Annotated in this window: 22 protein-coding genes and 1 other RNA gene; 12 read left to right on the top strand and 11 right to left on the bottom strand. The window is 67.5% G+C overall.

Features of this window, described 5'->3' with window-relative positions; all coding sequences use genetic code 11:
- Positions 1 to 36 precede the first annotated feature (36 nt).
- Both KF715_08930 and gyrB read right to left on the bottom strand, forming a co-directional pair.
- Positions 37 to 471: a GxxExxY protein gene (locus tag KF715_08930; GenBank protein ID MBX3736798.1), complete on the bottom strand. Its 435-nt coding sequence runs from the start codon at positions 469 to 471 to the stop codon at positions 37 to 39.
- Positions 471 to 2,972: a DNA topoisomerase (ATP-hydrolyzing) subunit B gene (gene gyrB, locus KF715_08925; protein ID MBX3736797.1), complete on the bottom strand. Its 2,502-nt coding sequence runs from the start codon at positions 2,970 to 2,972 to the stop codon at positions 471 to 473. Before gyrB ends, KF715_08930 begins: the two co-directional genes overlap by 1 nt.
- A 268-nt stretch (positions 2,973 to 3,240) precedes the next feature.
- Here gyrB and KF715_08920 point away from each other — a divergent pair, with 268 nt between their 5' ends.
- The 3 genes from KF715_08920 (at position 3,241) to KF715_08910 (ending at position 5,336) form a co-directional block, all read left to right on the top strand.
- The gene (locus KF715_08920; GenBank protein ID MBX3736796.1) at positions 3,241 to 3,948 is read left to right on the top strand and encodes a hypothetical protein; all 708 of its coding nucleotides are present in this window, start codon (positions 3,241 to 3,243) and stop codon (positions 3,946 to 3,948) included.
- Positions 3,949 to 4,362, top strand: an RNA gene (rnpB, locus tag KF715_08915) — RNase P RNA component class A.
- Between the two features lie 374 nt (positions 4,363 to 4,736).
- Positions 4,737 to 5,336: a hypothetical protein gene (locus KF715_08910; protein MBX3736795.1), complete on the top strand. Its 600-nt coding sequence runs from the start codon at positions 4,737 to 4,739 to the stop codon at positions 5,334 to 5,336.
- Between the two features lie 131 nt (positions 5,337 to 5,467).
- Here KF715_08910 and KF715_08905 read toward each other — a convergent pair whose 3' ends face one another.
- The 5 genes from KF715_08905 to KF715_08885 form a co-directional block, all read right to left on the bottom strand.
- Positions 5,468 to 6,940, bottom strand: a complete 1,473-nt coding sequence (locus KF715_08905; protein ID MBX3736794.1) for a hypothetical protein — start codon at positions 6,938 to 6,940, stop codon at positions 5,468 to 5,470.
- Between the two features lie 13 nt (positions 6,941 to 6,953).
- The gene (locus KF715_08900) at positions 6,954 to 7,529 is read right to left on the bottom strand and encodes a prepilin-type N-terminal cleavage/methylation domain-containing protein (protein MBX3736793.1); all 576 of its coding nucleotides are present in this window, start codon (positions 7,527 to 7,529) and stop codon (positions 6,954 to 6,956) included.
- A complete protein-coding gene (locus tag KF715_08895) occupies positions 7,498 to 7,947 on the bottom strand; it encodes a hypothetical protein (GenBank protein ID MBX3736792.1) in 450 nt (149 codons plus the stop codon). Before KF715_08895 ends, KF715_08900 begins: the two co-directional genes overlap by 32 nt.
- Positions 7,948 to 8,132: 185 nt before the next feature.
- Entirely contained in the window at positions 8,133 to 8,819 is a 687-nt protein-coding gene (locus KF715_08890) for a response regulator transcription factor (protein MBX3736791.1), read from the bottom strand.
- A complete protein-coding gene (locus KF715_08885) occupies positions 8,816 to 10,456 on the bottom strand; it encodes a hypothetical protein (protein MBX3736790.1) in 1,641 nt (546 codons plus the stop codon). Before KF715_08885 ends, KF715_08890 begins: the two co-directional genes overlap by 4 nt.
- 146 nt (positions 10,457 to 10,602) lie before the next feature.
- Here KF715_08885 and rpsT point away from each other — a divergent pair, with 146 nt between their 5' ends.
- On the top strand, positions 10,603 to 10,860 hold the full coding sequence (gene rpsT, locus KF715_08880; protein ID MBX3736789.1) for a 30S ribosomal protein S20: 258 nt from the start codon (positions 10,603 to 10,605) through the stop codon (positions 10,858 to 10,860).
- A 210-nt stretch (positions 10,861 to 11,070) separates the two neighbouring features.
- On the opposite strand, the gene KF715_08875 is transcribed toward rpsT, so the two are convergent.
- From KF715_08875 to KF715_08860, 4 genes are read right to left on the bottom strand one after another with little or no spacing between them, the layout of a single operon-like run.
- On the bottom strand, positions 11,071 to 12,471 hold the full coding sequence (locus tag KF715_08875) for a hypothetical protein (GenBank protein MBX3736788.1): 1,401 nt from the start codon (positions 12,469 to 12,471) through the stop codon (positions 11,071 to 11,073).
- Positions 12,471 to 13,067, bottom strand: coding sequence for a prepilin-type N-terminal cleavage/methylation domain-containing protein (locus KF715_08870; GenBank protein ID MBX3736787.1), 597 nt, complete (start codon positions 13,065 to 13,067; stop codon positions 12,471 to 12,473). The genes KF715_08875 and KF715_08870 overlap by 1 nt, the downstream gene beginning before the upstream one ends.
- On the bottom strand, positions 13,042 to 13,473 hold the full coding sequence (locus KF715_08865) for a hypothetical protein (GenBank protein ID MBX3736786.1): 432 nt from the start codon (positions 13,471 to 13,473) through the stop codon (positions 13,042 to 13,044). The genes KF715_08870 and KF715_08865 overlap by 26 nt, the downstream gene beginning before the upstream one ends.
- Positions 13,470 to 15,098, bottom strand: a complete 1,629-nt coding sequence (locus tag KF715_08860) for a hypothetical protein (GenBank protein ID MBX3736785.1) — start codon at positions 15,096 to 15,098, stop codon at positions 13,470 to 13,472. The genes KF715_08865 and KF715_08860 overlap by 4 nt, the downstream gene beginning before the upstream one ends.
- 272 nt (positions 15,099 to 15,370) lie before the next feature.
- Between KF715_08860 and KF715_08855 the strand changes: the two genes are divergently transcribed.
- The 8 genes from KF715_08855 (at position 15,371) to KF715_08820 (ending at position 26,319) form a co-directional block, all read left to right on the top strand.
- Positions 15,371 to 18,166: a PD-(D/E)XK nuclease family protein gene (locus tag KF715_08855; GenBank protein MBX3736784.1), complete on the top strand. Its 2,796-nt coding sequence runs from the start codon at positions 15,371 to 15,373 to the stop codon at positions 18,164 to 18,166.
- Positions 18,163 to 21,342, top strand: a complete 3,180-nt coding sequence (locus KF715_08850) for a UvrD-helicase domain-containing protein (protein ID MBX3736783.1) — start codon at positions 18,163 to 18,165, stop codon at positions 21,340 to 21,342. Before KF715_08855 ends, KF715_08850 begins: the two co-directional genes overlap by 4 nt.
- A 63-nt stretch (positions 21,343 to 21,405) precedes the next feature.
- Positions 21,406 to 21,507, top strand: a complete 102-nt coding sequence (locus KF715_08845) for an AURKAIP1/COX24 domain-containing protein (protein MBX3736782.1) — start codon at positions 21,406 to 21,408, stop codon at positions 21,505 to 21,507.
- Between the two features lie 263 nt (positions 21,508 to 21,770).
- Positions 21,771 to 22,814 (top strand): hypothetical protein, encoded by a 1,044-nt coding sequence (locus KF715_08840; GenBank protein MBX3736781.1) that lies wholly within the window; start codon positions 21,771 to 21,773, stop codon positions 22,812 to 22,814.
- A complete protein-coding gene (locus KF715_08835) occupies positions 22,783 to 23,430 on the top strand; it encodes a hypothetical protein (GenBank protein MBX3736780.1) in 648 nt (215 codons plus the stop codon). Before KF715_08840 ends, KF715_08835 begins: the two co-directional genes overlap by 32 nt.
- Positions 23,427 to 24,017 (top strand): hypothetical protein, encoded by a 591-nt coding sequence (locus tag KF715_08830; protein ID MBX3736779.1) that lies wholly within the window; start codon positions 23,427 to 23,429, stop codon positions 24,015 to 24,017. The genes KF715_08835 and KF715_08830 overlap by 4 nt, the downstream gene beginning before the upstream one ends.
- Positions 24,014 to 24,529, top strand: a complete 516-nt coding sequence (locus KF715_08825; protein MBX3736778.1) for a hypothetical protein — start codon at positions 24,014 to 24,016, stop codon at positions 24,527 to 24,529. The genes KF715_08830 and KF715_08825 overlap by 4 nt, the downstream gene beginning before the upstream one ends.
- 11 nt (positions 24,530 to 24,540) lie before the next feature.
- Positions 24,541 to 26,319 carry a secretin and TonB N-terminal domain-containing protein gene (locus KF715_08820; protein ID MBX3736777.1) on the top strand — a complete coding sequence of 593 codons (1,779 nt, stop codon included), beginning with the start codon at positions 24,541 to 24,543 and terminating at the stop codon, positions 26,317 to 26,319.
- Positions 26,320 to 26,454 lie beyond the last annotated feature (135 nt).

The following is a 26,454-nucleotide window of genomic DNA, read 5'->3' as shown; positions in this document are numbered from 1 at the left end:
GCGTGGTGGTGGATTAAACGCGAAGGCGCGAAGGCGCTAAGATTGGAAGTCGAGGTTCAGGACGCGGTGGAGACCGTCCTTCAGGAGCGGGACATTGAAGTTGATCAGCAGGCCAAGCGGGAGATGGAGGAGACGCAGGTAGGTCGCGACCTGAACGCGGTGAACCGGCGCGAGCGATTCGACGGCTTTGGCTTCGATCAGGAGCTGACCGTTCACGATCAGATCGAGGCGGTAGGCGGCATCGATGGTGCGGCCACGATACACGAGCGGAATGGATTTTTGACGTTCGACGGAAAGACCGAGGGACATCAGCTCAATCGCGAGACATTCCTCGTAAGCGCTTTCGAGCAAGCCCGGACCGAGGGCGCGGTGAACGGCCAAGGCGGCATTCACCGACTGAGTGGCGAGCGATTCGATCTCGGCAGGCACCGTGGCCTTTGCGCCTTCGCGGCTTTGCGTTTCGCGAAACATCAAACGTCGAGGTATTGGACGTTGAGGGCGTTGTCTTCGATGAACTGGCGGCGGGGGGCGACTTCTTCGCCCATGAGGAGGGTGAAGAGGGCGTCGGCTTTGGCGGCGTCGTTGATGTTCACCTTGAGGAGGCGGCGCTTGTCGGGGTCCATCGTCGTCTCGTAGAGCTGCTTCGGGTTCATTTCACCGAGACCCTTGTAGCGCTGGATGGAGAGGCCCTTGCGGCCGTTGGCGCGGATTTGGCCGATGATCTCGAGCGGCGAGTGCAGCTCGGTTTTCATCTCGTTCTTCGTGCCGGGGTTTTCGGTGAAGACGTAGCGCGCGGCCTCGGTGGGCGCGAAATTCGTCTCGATGCCGGCGTGCGCGAGCGCCTTGAGGAGCTTGGTCATCTCGGTCGCCTCGAAGATTTCGTGGATCGTGACGCGGCGGACGGGGCCGGTCGGGGCGGCGCTGGCGCCGTTGGTCTCGGGCTCGTGCTTGGCGTCGTAGTCGGCGCGTTCCTTGTCGTTGCGGAGGAAGACGTGGGACTCCTTGTTGCCTTCGCGGATGCGGACGATGTAGCGCGGAAGGTCGTGCGTCTTCGGGTCGTGCTGGTCGAGATACTCGGCCAGTTGCGCGCCGTGGCGGGTGATGCCGCTGCCGAGTTTCTCGAGCGCGGCGAGCATTTCGACGATCGGGTCGATCTGCGTCGGTGCGAAGACGTGTTGGTCGGACGCGCGAGCGAGCACGATGTCTTCGGAGCCGAGTTCGAGGAGGATGCGGTTGAGCTGTTCGTCGTTGTCGACGTATTGCTCGCGCTTCTTGCGCTTGATTTTGTAGAGCGGCGGCTGGGCGATGTAGACGTAGCCGCGCTCGATCACGCCCTTCATCTGGCGGTAGAGGAAGGTGAGGAGCAGCGTGCGGATGTGCGAGCCGTCGACGTCCGCGTCCGTCATGATGATGATGCGGTGGTAGCGGGCCTTGTCGGCGTTAAAGGAGGCGTCGTCCTCGCCGGTGCCGATGCCGGTGCCGATGGCGGTGATGAGGGTGCGGATTTCCTCGTTCGAGAGCACCTTGTCGAGCTGGGCTTTCTCGGAGTTGATCAACTTGCCGCGGAGCGGAAGGATCGCCTGATAGCGGCGGTCGCGGCCCTGTTTGGCGGAGCCGCCGGCCGAGTCGCCTTCGACGATGTAGAGTTCGCAGACGGACGGATCTTTTTCCGAGCAATCGGCGAGTTTGCCCGGCAGGCCGCCGCCGGAGAGGGCGCCTTTGCGGATGGTCTCGCGGGCCTTACGCGCGGCTTCGCGCGCGCGGGCGGCCATGAGCGACTTTTCGATGATGCGCTTGGCGATGCTCGGCGTGGTCTCGAAAGCGAACATCAGTCCCTCATAGGTCGCGGAGCCGACGATCGATTCCACTTCGGGCGAGAGCAGCTTCACCTTGGTCTGCGACTCGAACTTCGGGTCGCTGTGCTTGATCGCAATGACGGCGGCGAGTCCTTCGCGGACGTCGTCACCGGTGATCTGAGGGTCCTTGTCCTTGAGAAGATTGTTGGCTTTCGCGAATTGGTTGATCGCGCGGGTCATCGCCGAGCGGAAGCCGGAGAGGTGCGTGCCGCCGTCGGGATTGTGGATCGTGTTCGTGTAGCAGAGAACGAGGTCGTTGTAGGAGTCGTTGTATTGGAGGACGACCTCGAGGTGCACCTCGGCCTTCTTGCCGTCGATTTCGGTGTGCGTCTCCTTGGCGATGCGGACCGGCTGCGGGTGGAGCGCGGTTTTGCCCTGGTTGAGCTGCTTCACGAACTCGACGACGCCGTCCTTGTAGAAATAGCGCTCGGGCTTCGGCTCGGACGGGCGCTCGTCGGTGAAGATGATTTCGAGACCGGAGTTGAGGAACGCCAGCTCGCGAAGTCGCTGCGAGATTTTGTCGGCCTTGAAGACCGTGGTCTCCTTGAAGATTTCCGGGTCGGGCTTGAAGGTGATGAGCGTGCCCGTGCCCTTGGCCTTGCCGATGACCTCGAGCTTCTTGGTCGTCTTGCCGCGCTCGAAGGTCATGTGGTGGACCTGGCCGCCGCGCGAGACCTCGACCTCGAACCACTCGGAGACGGCGTTCACGCACTTGGCGCCGACGCCGTGCGTGCCGCCGGAGAACTTGTAGCCGCCCTGGCCGTATTTGCCGCCGGAGTGGAGTGTGGTGAGCACCATCTCGACGCCGGGGATCTTGTATTGCGGGTGGATGTCGACCGGGATGCCGCGACCGTCGTCGCGCACGGAGATGGAGCCGTCGAGGTGGATCGTGACGTCGATGCGTTTGCAGTGGCCGGCAAGATGTTCGTCGACGGAGTTGTCCAACACCTCGGAAACGCAGTGGTGGAGCGCGCGTTCGTCGGTGCCGCCGATATACATGCCGGGCTTTTTGCGGACGGCTTCGAGGCCCTCGAGTTTGCCCAGTTTGGAGGCGTCGTAGGTGTCGCCGGCGGGAGGATTTTTCGGTGCGTGGGAGGCGTCGTCAGGAGCGGACATTCAGGTGAAAATGGGTATGAAAAAACGTCGCGGAAAAGGACGGGCGGCACAAGGGATTTTTCAGGTTTTTTAGGCCATTTTTAAAAACTGAAAATCAATGACTTATAGCGTAAAACGGCCGTTGATTTTTGTGGCGTGCCGGGTGGTGCGGCGGAGAGCCGTTCGGCCCGGTCGGAGCGGGGTGGGATTGGGCGCAGGTTTTGGCAGAAATTCCGCGTGCCGGAGGTTTCGTTTGACGGTGTCGCGGCGCGGCGGGCAGTGTCGCCGCATGGCTGCGATCAAATTGGATAACCTGCTCGCGTTGCAGGAGGCGGACATGAAGCGCTTGGCGCTGGAGCAGCAACTCGCCGCCGTGCCGCGCGACGTCGCCGCGGTGGAGGCCAAGATCGCCGCCGAGAAGCAGGCGATCGAAACCGCGAAGTCCGAGTGGCACGGGCTCGAGACGAAGAAGAAGTCGCTCGAGAACGACATCAAGTCCGCGCAGGAAAAGGCCGCCAAGTATCGCACGCAGCAGCTCGAGGTGCGCAAGAACGACGAGTATCGCGCGCTCACTCACGAGATCGAGACGATGGAGGCGACGATCGGCGGCTTCGAGGAGGAGGAGCTGAAGGTGATGTATGCGATCGACGAGGCGAAGAAGCGCTTCGCCGCCGCCGAGCGCGTGCTGAAGGAGAACATTTCCGGTCACGAGGCGAAGATCGCGTCGCTGCGTGCGCACGAGAAGGAGCTGAAAGCCGAGCACGAGCAGGCGGTGGCGACCACCAACGCGGCGCGCGGCGCCGTGCCGGAACCGCAAGCGCGGCTCTACGATCGTCTCGCGAAGAAGCCGGGCCTGCCGGTGTGCGTGCCGGTGCAGGGCGGCCGCTGCGGCGGTTGCCACATGAAGGTGTCGTCGAACATCGAATTCGAGGCGCGCAAGGCGGAGAATATTGTCACTTGCGATCAGTGCGGACGCATCGTTCTCTGGCGGCTCTAGTTTCGGAGCCAGACCTTCGCTCCGAGTTCTTTGAACCAGGAGAGGAAAGTCCGGACACCATCGGGCAGGATTCCGCGTGAAAGCGCGGGCGTGGCGCGTCAAGGCGCCGCGATGGACAGTGTCACAGAGAACAAACCGCCGGGCGGGTAACCGTCCGGTAAGGGTGAAAAGGTGGGGTAAGAGCCCACCGCGCCGTGCAGCAATGCCGGCGGCACGAAAAACCCAATCCGGTGCAAGGCAACATAGGCGGCTGGGCGGCCCGTCCGATAGCCGCGGGTATGCCGCATCCGCCTACGCTCCGACTTCGTCGGAGACTACGGCGGACGGGTCCGCTCTCGGGCGGATTTGAGAGAAATGAAGGTCAGGCGCGCTTCGGCGCGCTGCACAGAATCCGGCTTACGGCGCCGAAACTAGTTCATCACCATGCGGGGCGTGCTGCGACGAGCGGCACGCCCCGCTCCATTTTTGCGGTGTGAGCGGACAAGGTGGTGCCGGCGTCCCTGCCGGCGCGAAGGGCGTGCGTTCTGCGCGGACGGTGCGCGCATGTCGCCGCCGGGGACGGCGGCGCCCACCCATTTGACGTCGATCTGGTCGGGGACCGGTTTCTCCGACGTAGCTACAGGCGCCAGCGAGTGAAGATCGTCGGCTCGCGTTGCGTTCGCCGCTGCGATCTGCGCTTCCCCTCGCGAAGACGCGATTTCGGGGCGGACAAGGCGGCGGGCGACGGCTTGGATCGCGGCGTGCGGAACCGCGGACTATTGCCGAGGCAGTTTACGAGCACCTGCTGGATGCCGGCCGACACGCATCTGGTGCTGGCTGCGTGCTGCGTGCTGCTGTTCACGGCGCAACGGCTGACGGGTTACATGGGACTGTGGCTCTACCATCATCTCGCCTACGAGCATCTCGTGCTCGCGGCGCATGTGGTGGGCGGGGCGGGCTTGGTGGTGACGCTGACGCTCGGTGCGCGGGAGGTGGCGATGCAATCGCGCGTGATGCCGGTGTGGCGCGTGGTGGCGAATCACGGTTGGAGCGTGGGGGCGTTCCTCGTCGTGTTGTTGTGGTGGATGTGTTGGCCGGGTTGGCGGCCAGCGACGAATGGCGGGCGCGCGCTCGCGGCGAGCGTTTATCTCGTGGCGATGCTGGCGGCGTTGCGGCCGTTCGAGGCGTGGGTGGCAACGCGGGCGCGTGCGAGGGCGTGGCGGGTGTGGCTGCCGGTGGTGCTGTGGCAGGCTTACAGCCTGCATTGGGAGCTGGCGTTGAATTTTCTGAAGGACGACGTGACGGCGCGCCGCGGTGTGGTGCAATGGGAGCAGATCGCGGCGGATTTTGCCGGAACGGCGTTGGGACTGGCGTGGGCGCGGTGGGCGGCGCGTGGGGCGAGGGAGTGAGCGGAGGCGAGTTTTCGGCTCGCTGGTGCTCGCCGCTACGACGGCGGGGTCGGGAGACCCCGCCCTGCATGGGCGGCGGTGATTCCGCCCGACGAGAGGGCGCGCGAGCGCGCTGACCCACGTAGACTGCGTCAGAAGGTGAGGACGGTGGCGTAGACGGAACGGTCGGCGGCGGTGTTGAGTTCGTCCCAGCGAGTGACGCGGAAGGGATTGGATCCGCCGAAATTGCCGAGGGACTCGTCGTAGTGGAACTGCGCGCTGGAGCCGTTGAGCGTGATGTCGTTGGCGACGACGGAGCCGAAGGTCTCGACGGAGCCGTCGAGGGTCACGGAGCCGAAGGGGGCGTAGAGCACACCGGAGAAGACGCCGTTGCCTTTCACGCTGATGGCTTGGGTGCCGCTGGTCTTGGTGCCGTAGATTTGGAAGTTTACGGGCTGGCCCATGGTGGCGGCGGAGGTGCCGCCGTTCATCGCGCCTTGGCCGCTGATGTTGATGTCGCCGGCGGCGTAGACCTCGAGGGAGGCGCCGGAGCTGATGCTGATGCCACCGCTGCCGCCTTTGATGTCGATGCAGTTGCCGGTGGTGTCGGTGACCTTGAGGACAACTTTTTTGCCGGCGGCGATGGTGTAGACTTTGTTCGAGCCGCCGATGCTGGAGCAGGTGATGTAGTATTTGCCGTCGGCGGCCATGGTGGCGCCGGGGATGTCGGTCGGGATCACGGTGCTGGTGCTGAGGGCACCGGCGTTGGCGTAGGTGTAGGTGGAGGGCACGGTGACGTTGTCGAAGCTCGCGGAGAAATCCGTGGTGACGTGCGAGGTGACGGTGGTGCCGGTGGGCGTGCCGAAGGGGCCGATGGTGCCGGTGGAGCCGACTTGCGGGGCGGAGCCGCCGGTGCCGACGTAGCCCCAGATATCGGCGTTGTCGACGAGGACGGCGTTCACGCCGACGGAGATGGAGCCGACGGAGCCGGCGTCGTTCTTGGTGGCGGCGCTGTAGACGACGGGAGCGGTGGCGGGGTTGTTGTCGGGGTCGGAGTTCCAGCTGTCGACTTGGGGGCTGCCGTTGAAGTTGATGGTCTGTTTGGCGACGAGGCCGTTGGCGAATTTGGAGGTTTTGCGGAGTTGCACGCGGACCCATTTCTCGACTGGGGCGGAAGTGGTGTCGCCGCGCACGGTGACGAGGGCGCGGGCCACGATGTTGGGCGCGGCGGCGCCGTCGTAGTTGTAGACGTAGACGCGGATCTCGCCGGTGGCGTTCTGGTCGAACTGGAGCGTGCTGTCGGTGGACGAGGTCCATTTGCGGCGCATGTCGTTCGAGCCGACGGCGCTCCAGCCGTCGGAGGTGAAGGAGTAGGTCGAGTCGGCGACGAGCTTGTTGATGGAATACATGGCTTCCTCGAGGCCGTTTTCCGCGAGGTTCATCGCGGCGTTGTTGTAGAGGGAGCGGTTGGAGGTGCGCAGCGCGGAGCGGCCGACGTTGATGTAGGTGACGAGGGAGATGCCGATGATCGCGCAAAGCAGCATCGCGACGATGAGGAGGGAGCCGCGTTCGGTGGCGGCGCGAGAGCGGCGCGGCGTGCGGGAGGAGAGAGGCGGGTGGATCATCGGGGGCGGCGGGTCAGGCAGTGACGCGCTTGTTGCGCAGGATGTAACGGGCGGAGAGCACGAGGTTGGTGGCGCGGGCGGCGGTGGTGGTGGTGCGCGCGGCTTCGAGGGAAATTTGGAGCTGCTTGGTCGTCTGGCCGGCGGTGGTGAGGGCGGAGGCGCTGGCGAAATCGGTGATTTCGACGCCGTTGATCGTGTAGGCCTTGTAGGTGAAGGCGGTGATGCCGCTGAGCATGGTGCGGGCGGTGGCGGTGCCGGATTGGCGGGTGAGGGCGCCGGAGGCGTAGGCCCAGGTGACGTTGGTGGAGTCGACGACGAGCGTGACGGACTGGTTGCTGTTCCAGGTAATGGAGCTGGCTTGCCGGACGTCCTGGGCGAATTGCTCGAGGCCGCGGCGGGCCTGGCCTTCCATGTCGCTGTAATTTTGGATGTTCGCGCCGCTGCGGCCGAGGAAGAGGAAACAGGTCAGCACGCCGGTGAGGATGAACGCGGCCAGACTCGAGCTGATGAGGACTTCGACGAGCGTGAAGCCGCGGCGGCGCGCGCGCGGACCGGCGTCAGGGACGCGCGAGAGTGTAGTAGTAGTCATAGAGGCCGTTTTTCATGTAGCGCATCTGGAAGCGGCGGTCCTGCGTGCGGCCGTCGTAGGTGCGCCATTGCACGGAGATGGTGATCAGGGCGACGTCCGAGGGACGGGCGGAGTCGAGCGTCGTGGTGCGCGTGATGGTGTAGTCGCCCTGGATGGCGGTCGCGCTGGAGAAATAGGTGGCGCCGTCGAACATCTCGACGCCGGCGGGGCTGCCGCTGGGGAAGGGCGCGGTGGTGTCGGTCGCGGTCGCCAGCGCGGTGACCGTGCTCCAACTCATCATGCGAATGCGCTCGATCTCGCTCTGGATGATTTGCGAGGCGAGCGTGGTGCCGCGCGCGACGTCGAGGAACTTGTAGCCTTGCTGCATCGCGATGATCGAGGTCGAGATGCCGAGCGCCATGACGAATGTCGCCATCATGACTTCGAGAATGGTGAAGCCGCGGGGGCCGGACCGCGACAGCAGGGCCGGGCGCGGGCGGGCGCGCCGATCTGCGGTGCGAGGGGGAAGCGCGGCGGGAGTGCGGACGGGATTCACGTCCCGAGCTTAGCGCTCGCGGACGCGGTCCGACACAGACGGAGGCCTCGTTAAAGCGGCCCTAAGAGTCAGGGCCGAACGGGCGGCTTCGGGCTGCGACTTTCGGCGTAGAGCACCGCGGCTTGGGAGCGGCGGCTGATCTGGAGCTTCTCGAAGATGTTGCTGAGGTAGTTCTTCACTGTCTTGTCGCTGAGGCCCATCTGCTCGGCGATTTCCTTGTTGGTCTTGCCGTCGGCGACGAGGGCGAGGACGCGGCGTTCCTGCGCGGAGAGTTGGGCGAGTTTGTCCTGTTCGCTCTGCGGTGCGCCGTGGCGCACGAGGTTGAGGACGCGGGTGGTGACGGCGGGATCGAGGATGAATTTGCCGGAGGCGACGTCGATGATCGCCTGCCAGAGCGCCTGCGCGTTGATCTCCTTGAGGAGGTAGCCGTGGGCGCCGCTGCTCATGGCTTCGTAGACGAGGTTGTCGTCGATGACGGAGGTGAGGATGAGCACGCGCGTGTCGGGGAGCTGGGCGAGGATCTGGCGGCACGCTTCGAAGCCGGTGCCGTCGGGGAGGCGGATGTCGAGCAGCACCACGTCGGGTTGGAGGCGCGTCGTCTCGGTGACGGCGGTGGCGACGGACGAGGCCTCGCCGAGCACCTGCAAGTGGTAGCCGTCGGCGCGGGTGGCGAGGAGGGTCTTGAGTCCGGTGCGGACGAGTTCGCTGTCGTCGACGAGGAGCAGGGTGATGATTTTGGTGGCGGTGCTGGTCATGGGGTCGAGGGTCTCGGGGAAAAGCGAAGGGTGATGTCCGTTCCTTTTCCGAGGGTTGAGGCGATTGTGAAAGTGGCGCCGATCTCCGTGGCGCGGGAGGCGAGGTTGGCGAGGCCGCTGCCGCGGCGGACGTTGGCGGCGTCGAAGCCGACGCCGTCGTCGCGGAGGTGGAGGACGGGGTGATCGTCTTCGCGGGCGAGTTGGATGGCGATGTGGCGCGCGCCGCCGTGGCGGAGGGCGTTGCTGACGCACTCGCGGACGATCTGGAGCGTGTGCACTTCTTCGCGGGCGGAGAGGGTGGCGGGGGGCAGGTCGATCTGGAGTGCGAATGCGACCGGGTGCAGCGATTGGAGCGTCGTGATGAGCGAGCGGAGGACTTGGCCGAACTCGGGGCGGTCGGCGAATTCGGGTTCGAGGCCTTGGATGAAGGAGCGGACTTCGCGGATGGTTTGGTTCAGCGCGTCGCGCGCGGCATCGAGCTTGCGCTCGGCGGCGGTCGGATCGCGTGTGAGGGAGGCGCGCACGCCTTCGAGGCCGAGGCCGGCGGCGTAGATGGATTGGATGACGCCGTCGTGCAGATCGCGGGCGAGGCGGGCTTTGAGCTCGCTGGATTGGCGGAGCTCCTCGCGGCTTTGGCGGAGCGCGGCTTCGGCGCGGCGGCGCTCGTCGATCTCGCGCTCGAGTTCCTGGCGGTGCTCGAAGGAGCCGGCGACGAGCGTGGCGAGGCGGCCGAAAATGTCGGGCTGCAGCGCGAGCGTGCGGAGGGGGGCGGGGGAGTTTTCCGCGAGGCTCTGCTCGAGGCGGCGCAACGGACGCACGACCCAGCGCGTGACGCCGATGACGGTGGCGGCAATGACGATGCCGCCGAAGACGAGGAAGAGGAGGATCTCGTAGTCGTTGCCGATATCGACCGGCTCGGCGGTGCGCACGCGATGCGCGGAGCGGAAGAGCGCGACGGTCTTGCCGGTCCAGTCGGTGAGTTTGCGCTCCGTGACGATTTCGTTCGGCGTGTCAGGGGGCGCGGCGGTGCCCGGGGCGACGAGCTGGACTTCGCTCTCGAGGACCTGTTGCAGGCTGCGTTGGTAGTCGGCGTCCCAAAGGCGAGCGACGATGAACCAGCCGTGGGGGGCGGTGGTGCGCGCGGTGTCCTCCGACGGCTGGATGGGGCCGGCGCGGATTTCCAGAACGCCCGCGGGGCTGGAGACGAAGAAGTGCGCGAACTTGTTTTGCCGCAGGTAAGGGAGCAGGTCCGCGATGGCGAACGGCGGCGTGCGCAAGGCGGCGTCGACGCCGCGGACGGCGCCATGGATCTGTTTGCCATTGGCGCAGACGACCCAGGCCGCGTGGGCGTTGAAATTCGGCAGGCTGGCGTCGATGTTTACGCTGGCCCAGGCCGGATCGGGCCGGTCGATGAACTGGAACATCTCGCCCCAGTTCGAGTAGTCGTTGGCGAAATTGCGCAGCGTCTGGCCGGTGAGGTCGAGCAGGCGTTCCGTGAGCGCGGCGCGCTCCTGCGCGATCTGGCCGAACATCTGGCGGCTTTCGCGTTTTTGCGATTCACGCAACAGGCCGACACTCAGCGCGAAAACTCCGAGCACGAGGCAGAGCAGTGCGATGAGCCGGGTTTGAGTTTTCATCCAAAATTCCAAACTGCGAAGTAGGGGTTTTTACCCGGCCCGGCAATCAAACACGAACCAGAGGGCCATTTGGCCCCATGGGAGAAAGCTCTTGACTCACCCCGGCGATTTTGGGTCCTTCCACGTTTCCTAAAATTTAAACCGTCATGGCCAACACCAAGTCCGCTATCAAAGCCGCGCGCAAGTCCGCCCGCAACGCCGCGCGCAACAAGACCGTCAAGACCCGCCTGAAGACCCTCGCCAAGGCCGTGGCTGCCGCCGCCAACGATCCCGAGAAGGCGCGCGCCACCGCGATCGCCTACAGCTCCGCGCTCGACAAGGCCGTGAAGAGCAACGTCATTCACCGCAACACCGCCTCGCACCACAAGTCGCAGGTCGCGAAATACATCTTCGCCAAGAAGTGAGCGGTCGCTGACGCGACAGATTTTAAAGCCCCGCGCGCCGACCGGCCGCGGGGTTTTTCTTTGGGATCGGGAACGCGAAGGCAGCGCGGGAGGCGCGCGGTCCGGGCGACGGTCTGCGGGCGCGGCGGACGGCAGTTGTGTTTTTTCGCTACGTTTCGGAGCGGGTGCTCCGGTTGCCGCGGCCGGGCGTGTCGTCATACCGGTGCCCGGCTACCAGCCGGCGAATTTGCCCATCTGCGCCGCGCGGGCGTCGCCGCCGGTGATCTCGCGCCATTGGTCGACGCCGAAGGGCATGCCGGCGTCGAGGTTTTCGAGCGACTCGTCGTAGTGGAACTCGGCCTGGCCGGTGAGCGTGATGGTGTTGCCGACGGCACCGCCGTAGATGTCGCCATTGCCGTTGATCGTGATGTCGGCGTTGGGCGCGTAGAGCGCGGCCTTGAGCGCGCCGTTGCCGGCGATCTGGATGCGCTGGCCGCCGGCGCGGGTGTTGGTGCCGTAGATCAGGCACGTGGCGGGGCGGGTGTTGGGATTGGTGAGGCCGTTGCCGGCGATGAGCATGTCGCCCTCGGAATACACGGTCAGCGTCGAGTTCGTCGCGAGGATGATGCCGGCCTGGCCGGTGACGTCGATGGTGCGCGTGCCCGTGCCGCCGGTGAGCACGAGCGTGACGTCACCGTAGATCGTGAGCGTCTGCCGGCCGCTGAGCGAGAGGTTCGGGCAGCGCCATTTCGTCGCCTGGCCGGCGGTGCCGAGCGTGGCGGGCAGCGCAGCCAGCCAGGTGCCGTCGGTCGGCGCGGTCACGTCGGGGAAGGTGGCCGAGAAATCCGTCGCGACGCGCGCCGGATCGACCGGCACGTCGGCCGGCGTGTCGCGGCCGCGGATCGAGCCGTTGTCGCCGACGACGGGGTCAGGGCCGCCGGTGTAGACGTAGCCGTAGACGTCGGCCTGGTTGACGAGCACCTTGCGCGTCTCGACCGACACGCTGGCGACGCTGCCGCGGTCGTTGCGCGTGGTGGCGCTGTAAGCGACCGGGGCGGTGGCCGGGTCGTTGTCGGGGTCGGAGTTCCAGCTGTCGACCGAGGCGCGGTTGCCGGCGAAGGTCACGCTGTCCTTCGCCATCAGGCCGGCGCTGAAGCGGGAACGCCGGCGCAGCGTGACCTCGACCATTTTCGTCACCGCGGCGCCGCCCGTCGCCTCGACGGTCGAGAGGGCCACGACGCTCGGGCGCGCGCTGCCGCTGGGCGCATAGTTGTCGACGTAGACCTGCACGCGCCCGGAGGCGCTGCCGAGATCGAAGCCGGTGAATTGCCGCTTCGCCGCGCCGCTCGCGAGGGTCCAGTCGCTCCACGCGCCGCCCGCGCCGGTGTTGGCCTGGTTGAACGACCACAGCGCCTCCTCCGCGCCGGCCTCGGCGAGGTTGAACGCCGCGGCCTGCTGGAAACCGCGCTGCGCCATCCGCGCGGAATTGAGGTTTAGGTTCACGTAGCTGGTGAGGGCGAGGGCGAGCACCGCCATGATCAGCAGGGTCACGATCAGCACGGCGCCGCGATCGCGCGCCGCGGCGCGCGGGCGGCGGGAAGGCGGGGCGGAGGACGGAAGGTGCGGGGACATCAGTTGCTGACGCGCTTGTTGCGCAGGATGTAGCGGGCGGAGCTGATCGCCTGGTCCGTCGCGGCGATGGCGCCGCTCGTGCGCTGGGCGCGCAGGACGATCTGGAGCTGTTTCGTCTCGGTGTCGTTGGCGGCAACGTTGCTCATGCCGGAAGCGGTCTCGAGCTTGTAGCGCCGGAAGGCGAAATCCGCGGCGAGTTTCCGGATCAGCGGCCTGCGCGTCGCGGTGGAGCCCGCGTCGCCGACCACGCGATAGAACGCCTGGTAGGTCGCGCTGCCTGAGTCGGCGTCGTAGGCGTAGGTCACGGTTGTGGCCGTCGAGCCGGTGGGCAGCGTGAGCGTGACGCTCTGCGCGCTGTTCCAGTGCACGTCGCGGGCGAGGCGGACCTCCTCGGCGAACGTCTCGAGCCCGCGGCGCACCTCGGCCTCGAGTTCGCTCAGTCCGCTGGTGCGGAAACCGGTGCGGCCGATGAAGACGAACGAGCTCAGCACCGCCGCGAGCACGAACGCGCTCAACGTCGCCGCGATGAGCACCTCGGCGAGGGTGAAGCCGGTGCGCGCGCGGCGCGGTTCAATGCGTCGTGCTGATGTAGTCATTGAGTCCGTTCCGGCCGTAGCGGGTGATGAGTTTCGCCGCCTGCGGGCGGCCGTCGCTGCCGCGCCACTCGGCGGTCAGCGTGATTTCCTTCATGTCGGTCTTGGGCGCCGTGATGCGGCGCGTGCAGGTGAACGCCCCGGCGCCGGCGGCGGCGGAGTCCGGCGTGAACGCCGACGTGCCGGTCAGCGCGTCGAGCTGCGTCCAGCTCTTCAGCCGCAGCTGCTCCATCTCCGTCTGCAAAACCTGGGTGGCGAGCGCGAGCTTCCGGGTGCGGTCCATGGCGCGCACGCCGCTCTGCATGGCGCTGATCGCGGTGACGATCCCGAACACGAGCACGAGCGAGGCGATCATCACCTCGGCCAGGGTGAACGCGCGCACGGCGCGCCGGAGGACGGGCGGCTTCATGCCGCGCCCCCCGGTGGCGGCAGGTGCAGGCGGACGGTCGTGCCGCCGCCTTCCTCGGATTCGATCCGCAGCGTGGCGCCCATCTCGCGGGCGCGGGTGGTAAGGTTGACCAGCCCGCGGCCCGTGCCCATGCGCTGCACCGGGTCGAAGCCCCGGCCGTTGTCCATGACCTCGAGCGTGGCGCCGCCCGCGGCGGCGGCCTGCAGGCGGATGAGGATGCGCGAGGCGCGGCCGTGTCGCAGCGCGTTGCTCAGGCTTTCCCGCACGATCTGGAGGGCGTGAATCTCGACGACGTTCGTGAGCTGCGTCGCGACGGCGTCGTCGAGCTCGAGGGTGAACTCGACCGGCCACAGCTCGTGCATCGTCGCGGTGAGCGCGCGCACGGCGTCGGTGAAGCGCTGGCGCTTTTCGGGCGGCTCCGGCTCGAGGTCGCTGATGTAGCTGCGGACGGTGCGGATCGTCTCGTTGAGATTCGTCATGCAGTGCTTGATGCGGCCCTCGGCCCCGAAGGGGTCGGCGCTCAGCTGCCCGCGCACCGCCTCGAGCCCGAGACCCGCGGCGTAGATCGACTGGATGACGTGGTCGTGCAGGTCGCGGGCGAGCCGGCCGCGCAGTTCAATCGAGTGGCGCAGGTTCTCCTGGCTCTCGCGCAACGCCACCTCGGTGCGCTGGCGCTCCGCGATCTCGACCTGCAGGGCGTTGCGGTCGGCGTGCGCAGTCTCGACCAGCTGCGCGACCGGGGCGAACTCGTCCGCGCGGCCGAGCAGCGGCGCGATCGCGGCGGGGTCGCGGCGCCGCAGGCTGTCGCCGATCAGGGCGAGCGGATCGAGGACCCAGCGCCGCACGGCGAGGCCGACGGCGGCGAGCAACGCCGCGCCGAACGCCACGAAAAGCAGCGCGGCCGGCCACGGACTCGCGCCGCCCTCCGCGTCCGCCGGCCAGGGACGCTCGAGCACGAGCTGGCGGACGGCGCGGCCGTCGAGGTCAGCGAGCATTCGCCGCGCCTGGAGCGGACCAGCCCCGCCGGCGTCGTCGAACGCCACCGACGGCGCCTCGAGCCGCGCCTGGGCTTCCGCCAGTCCGCCGAGGTGCTGCAGCCAGTCGTCGGTCCAGCGGCGGCCGACGACGATCCAGCCGGCGCTTTCGCCCGCCGTGCCGACTGGCGCGACGCGGAATTGCCAGAGGGCGTCGCGGTCGGTGGTGAAGAAATTCAGCCGGCGCCCCGCGTGTTCGGCGGCGGCCAGGCGCTCGGGGCCGGGGAGCTCCGGCGGCGCGGCGGCGCCGTCGCGCTGGGCGAGATGCGCGAGCCGGCCGTCGGCGCGCACGAGCCACACCGCGTCGAAACTCCGGTCGGCGAGCGCGGCGTTCACGTTGGCGCGCAGCCACTCGGGGTCGGGACGGGCGAACGTTGCGCGGATTTCCGGGGCCGCGGCGAGGTCGAGCAGCAGCTCCTGCATCGGCCGGTCGGCGATCTCCAACCAGCGGCCGAGCTGGCGCGCGTCCTCGTTCCGGAGTTGCTGGCGCTGGGATTCCAGCTGGCGGCGCTCGGCGACATGGAGCGCCCACAGGACGGCGACAAACGCCAGCCCGAGCCCGCCGAGCACGAGCACGAAACGCCAGCGCACGCTCCGGGGAAATTTGGCGCTGGGATTCGGATGAGGCGAAGAGTGCATTCGGGTCTAAAGCAGGAGCTGATTCCGCCCTGCCGCTTGATCGGTTCAACCGCGATACGGAGCACGGTGCGGCATTTCCAACAGATTTACCCACTAGGGCCGTTAGGACATTAACCAAGGTCTGGACGTGGGCCGAACGGTCCCGCGACCACGGCGGTGCATCGCGGGTTGCGCTGGCGCAGCGCTCTCGCTCAAGTGCTCGCGTGGTCGAGGCTCCTGAAAACGTGCGGCGTCATTTCCTGACGTGGCAGTCGCCGCTGCTGCCGCAGGCAGTGGCGTGGCTCGCGCGCGAATGGAGAGGCGATGGGCCGCTCGATCTGTCGCACGCGGCGGTCGTGGTGCCGACGCGGCAAGCCGGCCGCCGTCTCCGCGCTGGTCTCGCGGAACACGTCGCGACGCACAGGCAGGCTGTGTTCCCGCCGCGCGTGCTCACGCCGGAGGCGCTGCTCGCGCCGGCGGAAAATTCCGCGGTCGCCGCCGCGCTCCCGGCCACGCTCGCCTGGACGCGCGTGCTGCAGGAAATCGATCTCGGAGAGTTCCGCGCGGTTTTCCCGGTGGACCCGCCGTCGCGCAATTTCGCGTGGGCGTTCCGGCTCGCGCGCGAGTTGCTCCGCCTCCAAGCCGCACTCGCCGAAGAGGCGCTGACGCTCGCCGACGTCGTCGCGCGCATGCCGGTCGATTTTGGCGAACGCGAGCGCTGGCGCCAACTCGCCGAGCTCGGCCGCCTCCACGCCGGCGCGCTCGCCGCGCGCGGCTTGCGCGAGCCGCAAGCCGCGCGCATTGTCGCGGCCACCGCGCCCGCGCCGCTCGACGGCGTTGATCGCATCGTCGTCCTTGCCACGCCCGATCCGCTGCCGCTCGCGCTTACGGCGTTGGCGGAGCACGCGCGCCGCGTGCCGGTCGAGATCGCGATTTTCGCGCCGGAGTCAGAGGCGGAAAATTTCGACGCGTGGGGCCGGCCGCGCGCCGAGGCGTGGGCGCGGCGCACGCCGCCGTTCGCGGATTTCGCGCGCGAGGTGCACCTGCTCGCCGATGCCGCCGCGCAAGCCGAGGAGGTCGCGCGCGTCGCCCGCCTCTACCCGCAACCCGACGGGCAACTCGCCATCGGCCTCGCCGACGCCGCGCTCGTCGCGCTGACCGAGAACGCGCTCGAACGCGTCGGCGTCGCGGCCTTCAACCCCGCCGGCGAATTGCACAGCGCGGAGGGTTTTCACCACTTCCTCGTCGCGCTCGCGGCTTTCGCCGCCGAGCCGACCTTCGCGCGCACGCTCGCGTTCGCGCGCGCGCCCGAGACGCTGGCGTGGCTCGCGGAGGAGCTCGGCGAGGGTTTCAGCGCAGCTGCGTGGCTGGAGGAGCTCGACGCACTGCACGCCGCGCATCTGCCCGCGACGCTCGCCGACGCGCGCCGCCACGCGCGCAGCGGTGTCGCGGCGCGCGGGCTCACGCGGTTGGCGGAGGCGCGCGACGAGTCGCGACGCGGCGGTTTCGCCGCCGGTGTGGAGGCGGTGCTCGGGCGGATGTTCGCCGCGCGCCGGCTCGACCTCGCGCGGGCGGAGGATCGGCGTTTCGCGGCGGCGGCGCAGACGTGGAGCGAGGTCGTGCGCGAGTGCGCGGAGGCCGAGGAGAAATTTCCGCACGTCGCGCGCGAGGATTGGTGGGAGATCGCGTTGCAACGCTTCGGCGAGCAGCCGCGCGACGCCGAGAAACCCACCGGTGCGGTCGAGTTGCAGGGCTGGCTCGAATTGCCGTTCGAGGACGCGCCGCACGTCCTCGTCGCCGGCATGAACGACGGCGCCGTGCCCAAGGCGGTGGTCGGCGACGTGTTCCTGCCCGAGACGCTGCGCGCGCTGCTCGGCCTGAAGACCAACGCCGAGCGTTTTGCGTGCGACGCGTATCTGGTGCACGCGCTCGTGGCGTCGCGCCGTGAGGGCGGGCGTGTCGATGTGTTGCTCGGCAAGGTTTCCGCTGCCGGCGACCCGCTGAAGCCGTCGCGGTTGTTGCTCCGATGCGAGGACGCGGAGCTGCCGCGTCGCGTCGCGCACCTGTTCCGCGAACTCGGCGCCGAGGCGACGCTGCCCGCGTGGGAGCGCGCGTGGCGGCTCACGCCGCGTCGCGTGCCGCCGCCGCGCAAGCTCTCGCCCACGGCGTTCCGCAGCTACCTCGCGTGTCCGTTCCGCTTCTACCTGAAGCACGCGCTGAAAATGGAGGCCTTCGACGCGGCGAAGCGCGAACTCGACGTGTTCGACTTCGGCCGCCTCTGCCACACGCCACTGGAAAAATTCGCCGCGGCGCCGTGGCGCGATTGCACCGACGAACGCGCACTGGCCGCGATGCTCGTCGAGGAATTCGACCGCGCGGCCACGGCGCGCTATGGCGAGGCGCCGACGCTGCCGATCGTCGCGCAGCTGGAATCGGCGCGGCAGCGCTTGCGCTGGGCGGCGAAGGTGCAGGCGCGCGAGCGCGCGGACGGCTGGGTGATCCACGCCATCGAGCGCGATTTCGCGGTGGAGTTCGGCGGACTCGAGTTGCGCGGACGCATCGATCGTATCGACCGGCACGAGTCGAGCGGCGCGTGGCGCGTGCTCGACTACAAGACCAGCGACACCGCGAAAACGCCCGTCGAGGCGCACCTCGACACGCCGTGGGCGCACGCGCCGGAGTGGGCGCGGCTCAGCGTCGAGGGACGCGAGCGGCAATGGACCGACCTGCAGCTGCCGCTCTACCTGCACGCGCTGCCGGCGATTTTGCCCGAGGCGACGGCGCGCGCGGCGTGCGGCTATTTCAATCTGCCCAAGGCCGCCAGCGCCACGGCGCTCGCGCTGTGGGGCGGCTATTCGATCGAACTGCACGAGTCCGCGCTGCGCTGCGCGGAAGGCGTGGTGGCGGCGGTGCGCGCGGGAAATTTCTGGCCGCCCAACGAGGAACTGCGTGCGGAGTCGGACGATTTCGCGTCGCTCTTCCATCGCGGCGTGGCGGCGAGCGTGGCGGGTTTCGAACCGAACGCGGAGGGCGCGCCATGATTTCGCCGCGTTTGGTGATGATCCACGCTTCGGCCGGCACCGGAAAAACCTTCCGGCTGACGAACCGCTTCATCGCGCTGCTCGCGGCCGGCGCGGCGCCGGAGCGGATCGTGGCGCTGACGTTCACGCGCAAGGCGGCGGGCGAGTTTTTCGACGGCATCCTTGGCAAACTCGCGCAGGCGGCGGCAAGTGAGGAGCGCGCCGCAGCGCTCGCGCGCGACGTGGGCCGGCCGGAGTTGCGCGCGGCGGATTTTCTGCGGCTGCTCCGCGCGATGGTGGACGCGCTGCACCGGCTGCGGCTCGGCACGCTCGACAGTTTCTTCGCGAAGATCGCGCAGGCGTTCCCGTTCGAGCTCGGGCTCGCGGGCGATTTCGAGGTAATCGAGGGTCACGCGGCGGCGCGCGAGCGCGAGCGCGTGCTGCGGCAACTCTTCGCCAGCGGCGGCGCGCTCGACGACGCGCAGCGCGACTTCCTCGAGGCGTTCAAGCTCGCGACCTTCGGCACGGAAGAAAAGCAGCTCGCGCGGCGGATGGACAAATTCCTCGACGAGAAATACGAGCGTTTCCTCGAAGTGCCCGCGCCCGTGCATTGGGGCGTGGCGGGCGTCATCTGGAAAACAGGCCAGCCGTGGCTCGACGAAGTGGCGCCGGCGGTCGCGTCGGCCGCGCTTCGGCGCTGGCTCGGCGGCGGAGCGGAGATGACCGACGAGCAACGCGCGCGCTGGACGCGTTTCGCGACGGAACTCGGCGAATGGTCGGTCGGTGCACCGTGGGGCGACGAGATGGCGTATTTCCTGCCGAAGCTCCTCGCCGTGGCCGGCGCGCTCGACGGCATCGGTGCGGTGCTGACCATCGAGCGCAAGAAGCAGACGCTCGACGTGGCCGGCGGCGCGGCGCTGCGGGAAGTCGTGCGCGCGGTGGCCGGCGGCGAATTGCGGAAACAGCTCGCGATGACGCGCGGCCTGCACGCGGTGCTCGCGCGCTACGACGCGGTTTACTCGGCGCTCGTCCGGCGCGCGGGCAAGCTCACGTTCGGCGACGTCACGCGGCTGTTGCGGCCCGACGCGGGCGCGCGCGCGTTGTCGTTCGGCGCGGCGGACGAGGAAGGGCGGCTGATGCTCGACTACCGGCTCGACGCCGGCATCGACCACTGGCTGCTCGACGAATTCCAGGACACCAGTCGCGGACAGTGGAGCGTGTTGCAGAACCTGATCGACGAAGTCGTGCAGGACCCGGAGGAGCGGCGAACATTTTTCTGCGTCGGTGATGTGAAGCAGTCGATCTACGGCTGGCGCGAGGGCGACCCGACGCTGATGGGCGACATCCGCCGGCACTACAACGGCGGCGACGACGCGACGGCGCCGATCGCGACCGAGCCGCTCGATGCGTCGTGGCGCTCGGGGCCGGAGGTGATCGCGATGGTCAACGCGGTGTTCGGCGCGAGCGAGGTCATCGCGGAGCTGTTTCCCGAGGAGACGAGCCGGCGCTGGACGCGCGCGTGGCGCGAGCATCGCACGGAGCGCGGCGACCGCGCCGGGCAGGCGGCGTGGCTGTTCGCAGAGGACGACGCGGAGCGTCACGCCACCACGCTGCGGCTCATCCGCGAGATCGATCCGCTCGCGCGCGGGCTCACTTGCGCCGTGCTCACGCGCTCGAACCGGCAAGCGGCGGAAATCGCCGACTACCTGCGCCGCGAGGGCGGCGTGCCGGCGGTGGCGGAATCGGATTTGCAGGTGGCGACGGACAACCCGCTCGGCGCGGCGCTGCTCGCGCTCGTGCAGGCCGCGACGCATCCCGGCGACACGCTCGCGTGGGAGCATGTGCGCATGACGCCGTTGCACGCCGCGCTGACGGCCGAGGGCGCGGGCGACCGCGAGGCGGCCACGGCGCGCGTGCTCGCGCAGATCGCGGCGGACGGATTCGAGCGGTTCGCGGAGCATTGGAGCGCGCGCGTGGCGCCGGCGGGGGATTTCACGCGTGAGCGCGCGCGGCAATTCGCGGGAGCGGCGGCGCTGTTCGACGTGCAGGGCCGGCGCGACCCGGACGAGTTCGTGCGGTTCATGCAGGAATACACGGCGCGCGAGCCGGAGAGCGCGGAGGTGGTGCGCGTGATGACGATTCACAAGTCCAAGGGGCTCGGCTTCGACGTGGTGATTATACCCGAGCTCGAAGGCACGAAGCTCGCCGCGTCGCCGCGTGGATTGGTGGTCGCGCGGGACGACGCGCACGAGCCGGAGTGGGTGCTGGAATTGCCGAAAAGCGAACTCGTTGAGGCCGATCCGGTGCTGAGTCGGCACGCGGAGCGCGCGGCCGGCGCGACGTGCTACGAGGCGTTGTCGCTGCTCTACGTCGCGATGACGCGGGCGAAGCGCGCGATGTATGCGATCACGGCGCCGGTGGCGGCGAAGTCGCGCTCGCACAATTACCCGAAGCTCCTCGCCGAGACGCTCGGCGGCGACGCGGGTGCGGTGCGCGTGGGCGGCGCGGAGTTGAGCGGCGCGTGGGTGGTGGGCGCGGCGGACTGGTTTAGCGGAATCGGGCGCGAGGCGGACGAGGCGTCGGCACCGGCGATCACGGCTCTCGCGGCGCCGGCGGTGCCGCGGCGCGTGGCGCGGCGGCCGTCGGGCGAGCGGGCAGGAGAGCGTAGCGCGGCGCGGTTGTTCGCGCGGGACGAGCGCGAAGCGGTGACGTTCGGCGCGGAAGTGCACGCGTTGCTGGCCGGCGTGGTGTGGTGCGCGAGCGATGAAATCGAGGCGCGCGCGGCGGCTTGGCAGGCGGGTGGGGCGAGCGACGCGGCGATCAGTGAGGTCGTCGGCTGCTTGCGGGCACCGGCGTTGCGGGAGTTGTGGACGCGGACGGCGGGTGCGGAGGTCTGGCGCGAGCGGTCGTTCGAGGTGGTTTTGGACGGGGCGTGGGTGTCGGGTGTGTTCGATCGCGTCGTGGTGGTGCGCGGGCCCGACGGGCGCGTGGCGGCGGCGACGGTGTTCGATTTCAAGACCGACCGGATCAGCGGCGAGGCCGCGGAGGTGGAGCGCGCGGTCGCGCGGCATGTGGTGCAGCTGAATCTCTACCGGCGCGTGGTGGCGCGGCTGGCCGGTTTGCCGGAGTCGGTGGTGGGCGCGGAGGTGGTTTTTACGGCTTTGGCGCGGCGGATTTCGGTGCCGGCAGCGAGCTAACTTCGGGCTTTACAGGGGAGGGCGCGCGCCGCACGTTCGACCCTCTAACACCACCTTTTCACCATGGGAAATCTCAAGAAGAAGCGCCGTCTGAAGATGTCGAAGCACAAGCGCCGCAAGCGCCTGAAGGCAAATCGCCACAAGAAGCGCACCTGGCAGAAGTGAGCGCGCGCATCGCGCCGCCACGCTCATCGCCTTTCAAAACCCGCCGTGTTCGCGGCGGGTTTTTTCGTGTCCGCGGGGTGGGGTAAATATCTAGTAATCCTTGGCCCTGATGGGTCTATCGGGGGTTTTGGTCTTGTGTAGAAAGGAGGCCGAACCTATCCGGTTAGCTCCGTCACACCAGAAACCGCCAGCCGTTCGCGCGTGCGTTATCCCCTGTTTGGCCGCGCTGTCGACCTGTCACCTCTCCTCATTTTTTCACGCATATGTTCGGCAAGAAGACCAAGGGCTTTTGCGTCGATTTCGGCGATCAGGCCGTGCTGCTCGCGCGGTTGTCCCAGGAAGACGCGCCGTTGGTCGTTGAAGAGGTGAAGGAGTTCGCTGCAGCCGACACCGAGGGGCTCCAGAACTACCTGAAAACCGCCGACGGCAAGGGGCCGACCGGTTACGCGCATGCGAAGGTCTCACTCTATCCGGCGCGCCGCATCGTTCGGCGCCACACGATGGACCTGAAGCGCGTGAAGGAGCCCGGCTATGTGCCCGAGGTGCTGACGCAGACTTTCCGCGTCGAGGCGGACAAATTCACCACGTTGCTCCTCAATCCCGCCGACGGCTCGGAATACGACTTGGCCAAGGGCAATCAAAAGGAAGCGCTCTTTTGCGGCATGCCGTCCGACGACGTCATCCAGTGGCAGGAAAAGCTGTTGGAGTGCGGGATCTATCCCGAGCAACTCGAGCTGGGCACGGTTGCCACGCTCGGCGCATTGGTGAGCTACCAGAAATTCAAGCAGTCGAAGGCACCGCTGCTCCTCCTCGAGATGGGTGAGGAAGCCACCCAGTGCTTCATCCTCACGGCGGACGGCGTCGACATTTCGCGGCCGATCGCCTCCGGCATTTCGGCGATGATCCCGGTCGTGCAAAAGGAGCTCGGTCTCAAGGACGAGGAGTCCGCCAAGAAACTTTTCTATTCGAACACCTTCGATTTCACGAGCATGGGCGGCACGCTGATCAAGAAGCTCCTCAAGGAGCTCCAGTCCTCCATCGGCTTCTACGAAGTGCAGACCGGCCAGTCGATCGGCGCGGTGCTCTGCACGCAGCTCCCCTCCAGCCTCGCCTGGCTCAGCCCGACGATCGCGAGCTCGCTCGGCGTCCAGCCCTTCAAGGCTGAGCTGCTCCCTTGGGCGCAGTCGCTCGGCATTTCGCTGGCTCCGGGCGTCACCCTTGCGCCCCCCGACGAACGTTGGCTCGGCCTTTTCGGCCTGATGGCTTCCTACAACAATGGCCCTGTCGCTGCTGAACAAAAAGGCTGACGCGGCGCCGGCCGCGGCGCCGCATTGGCACCCGAATTTCCGCAACTTCGAACGGTTGCCGGATACGAAGGTCGTGCGCACGACCTTCTTCATCAATGTCGGTGGCATCGCCACGGCCGTGCTGTTGCTCGCCTTCGTGGGCTGGCGCGAATACCAGGCTCACGTCTTCAACGGCCAGCGCGTCACCGCCGAGGCCGAGATCGCGAAAAACCAGAAACAGCACCAAGAAGGGCTGCGCCTCACCAAGCTGTTCACCGACGAAGACAAGAAGTTCGCCGAGGCCGCCGCGTTCGTGAAGATGCCCGTCGAGCCCACCGCACTCCTCTCGTTGCTCGGCACCTGCCTGCCCAAGGAAATCCAGCTCGAATACATCGACCTCCGCCCGAGCGACCCCGCCGGCGCGCGCTGCACACTCCGCGGCCTCGCCGCTGGCGCGAAGGACCAGGCCAGCGGCTTCGCCTCCGCCTACGTCGAGACGCTCCGCACCCAGCCGCGCCTCGCGGAAATCTTCGACGGCGTGAAACTCATCGCCATCAACCCCGACCCGAAGTCCGGGGCGCTGCTCTTCGAGATCGAGTTGAAATTCAAAGGCGCGAAGGAGGCGAAAAAATCATGACCGGCGCCGATCTCCTCGCCCTCATCAAGAAACAGCCCGTCGCCTTCGCGTGCGGCCTGCTCGCGCTGCTTTGCGGCGTGGCGCTCTATTTCCGCAGCGACGCCGTCGACGAGGCCCAGCGCCTCTTCGAGGAAAAGGACAAGGAATCGCAGAAGATCGCGCTCAACGCCCGTCACACCACCGGCCTCGCCGAGCAAGTGCAGGAAATCCAGGCCGAGGCCAAGCAGCTCGAGTCCCGCCTCGTCCGCGCCGGCAGCCTCGCGAATAACCTCCAGTTCTTCTACCGCCTCGAGAACGAGACCGGCGTGAAACTCGTCGACGTCCGACAGAACGCCCAGCCCGCCACGAAGCAGAACGCGCCCAAGACGCTCTTCATTCCCGTGTCGTTCAGCCTCACGCTCCAAGGCACCTACCCGCAGATCTGGGCTTTCCTGCGCCACATCGAAACCGGCCCGCACTTCGCCCGCTTCGACCGCCTGACCGTCTCGAAACTCGAAGCCGGCGGCCGCACCGAAAGCGGTGGCGGCACCGCCGCTCCGGACCAGATGAACGCCGTGTTCACCGTCGACCTGCTCGGCACGCCATGAAGACCCTCCGCCTCGTCGCCCCGCTTCCGCTGCTCGCCGCGCTCGCCCTCGCCGCCGACGTGCCGCCGGTCGTCGCGCCGACTGCGCGCACCGCCGGTCTCGGCAACGCCAAGCAACTCCTCGCCGCCAAAGACGGTTCCACGCCGACCAATCTCCCCGACCCGTTCCACTCCGAGGCATTCATCGAGTTCGCCGCGACTGTCGGCACCGCGGCCGTCGGCAACGCCGGGGCCTCCGCGCTCGTCGCCCCGGGTGGCGCCGCCCGTCCCGGCGCGCCGCGCAACGCTCGCGATCTCCTCGCCTCCATCGGCGACGCACTCAGGCCCAGCGGCTACATCGTCATGGGCGGCCAGCCCTCGCTCTCCTTCGGTCAAAAGCGGGTCAAACCCGGCGGCACGCTCACAATCACCTTTGAAGGCGCGGAATACACCGTAGAAGTCACCGCCATCGACCGTGCCAATTTCACTCTCCGGTTGAACAACGAAGAATACACCCGGCCCATCAAGAAATGAGGACACCCCCCATGAGCACCCGCACCCTCGCCACCGCCGCCCTGGCGCTTTCGCTGCTCGGCTCTGTCACCGCGCAGACCCCGGCCGCCGCGCCCTCCGGAGAGAAGCCCGCCGCCACGGTCGCCGGCGCGCAGCCCACCGAGCACACCGTCTCTCGCGACAAGGACACGCTCTCCGTCGATTTCCCCGACGAGGACATCAAGACCATCCTCCGCAACGTCGCCGACCTCTTCGAGCTCAACATCGTCGTCCCCGACACCCTCGTCGGCAAAACCTCGATCAAGCTCCGCGACGTCACCTGGCGCCAGATCTTCGACACCGTCCTCTCGCCCGCCGGCTACACCTACATCGAGGAAGGCAACATCATCAAGATCGTCAGCCGCGAGTCCCTCACCCAGGAGCCCGCCGCCACCGAAGTCTTCATCCTCAACAACGCCAAGGCCGCGGACATCAAGCCCACAGTCGACGGCCTCGTCGACGCCGCGCAAGGCGGCAAGATCCTCATCGACGCCCGCTCCAACGCGCTCGTCGTCACCACGCAGCCCTCGCGCATGACCCGCATCCGCGCGATCATCGAGAAGCTCGATAAGGCCACCGACCAGGTGATGATCGAGTCGAAGTTCGTCGAGGTCAGCGACAGCGACATCCGCAACATCGGCGTCAACTGGGCCTCGCTGGGATCAGGCGTGAATCTCGGTGCGAGCAAGATGTCGCAGGCGGTTAGCCGCGATCGTGGCCAGAGCTACACGCAAGGCGTCAATCGCAGCGACGGCGGCTCCGGAACCGCCACGAACTCGAACAGCGCTTCGAATTCCAACACCGCCAACAACGGCTCGACCGGCACCACCACGAACGATTTCTCCAACACGGTGGTTTATGGCACGGTGTTCAATCCGGTGAACTCGACCACCAATCTCCCGAGTGGCACGGTCACGATGCCGACCACGTCCACGAGCGTTACCCGTCCGGTGGGCAGTGGCACCGATGTCACCGCGACGAACACCGCGAACGGACTCTATGGCTCCACTGCCGGCACCACTTCCGACAGCACTACTTCAACGTCGGGTTCCTCGAGTTCGAGCTCCTCGTCGACTACAGACAGCGCGTTCAGCAATCTGCTCAACCTGGCAAACACCGGCAGCAGTTCGCGCCTCGCGTCCGCGGTGTTCTCCGCTTCCGATTTCAACATCATTGTCTCCGCGCTGAAAACGCAGAGCAACACGAAGGTCGTTTCCAACCCGACGATCGTCACGCTCAACAACACCGAGGCCTTCATCAATATCGGCTCCGAATACCCGATCCCGAGTTACACCTACAACTCGGAGCGCGGCACCTTCGAAGTCTCCGGTTTCCAATACAAGCCGATCGGCGTGATCCTGAAAGTTACGCCGCAGGTCAACGCGCAGGGCATCATTCGCATGACCCTCGAGCCCGAGATCAGCAGCTCCAACCGCGAGACCACCTTCGGTGGCGCCGGCGGCGCTTCAATCCCGATCATCGACACCCGCAAGGTGAAGACCCAGGTCTCGTTGAAGGATGGCTATACCGCCGGCATCGGCGGCCTCATGTCGTCCAGTAAAGCGCACGGCGGCACCAAGGTCCCGGTCCTCGGCAGCATTCCGGTGCTCGGCCGCCTCTTCTCCTCGAAGAGCGTGAACGACGTCACGACCAACCTCCTCATCTTCATCACCGCCAAAACGGTTGCCGCCGACGGCGCCGATCCGGCGCAGGTGTTCAACGCCGCCGCCCTCGAGGCCGCCGGCGAACCGTCCGACACGAAGGCGAAGTAAGGCGTCGCGCCTTTCCGCTTCCCGGCCGTCCCGCTCCCGCGTGACGGCCGTTTTGTTTCCAATAAGCGCATGCTTGCCCGCGCCGTCCTGCAAATCGGCGAAGCGGGGTAGGTGGCGATCTTGGTCGCGCCAAAT

Source organism: Candidatus Didemnitutus sp., assembly GCA_019634575.1.
Classification (GTDB): domain Bacteria; phylum Verrucomicrobiota; class Verrucomicrobiia; order Opitutales; family Opitutaceae; genus Didemnitutus.
Note: the sequence above shows the minus strand (reverse complement) of the source record. Positions and strands in the feature narration are given on the sequence as shown.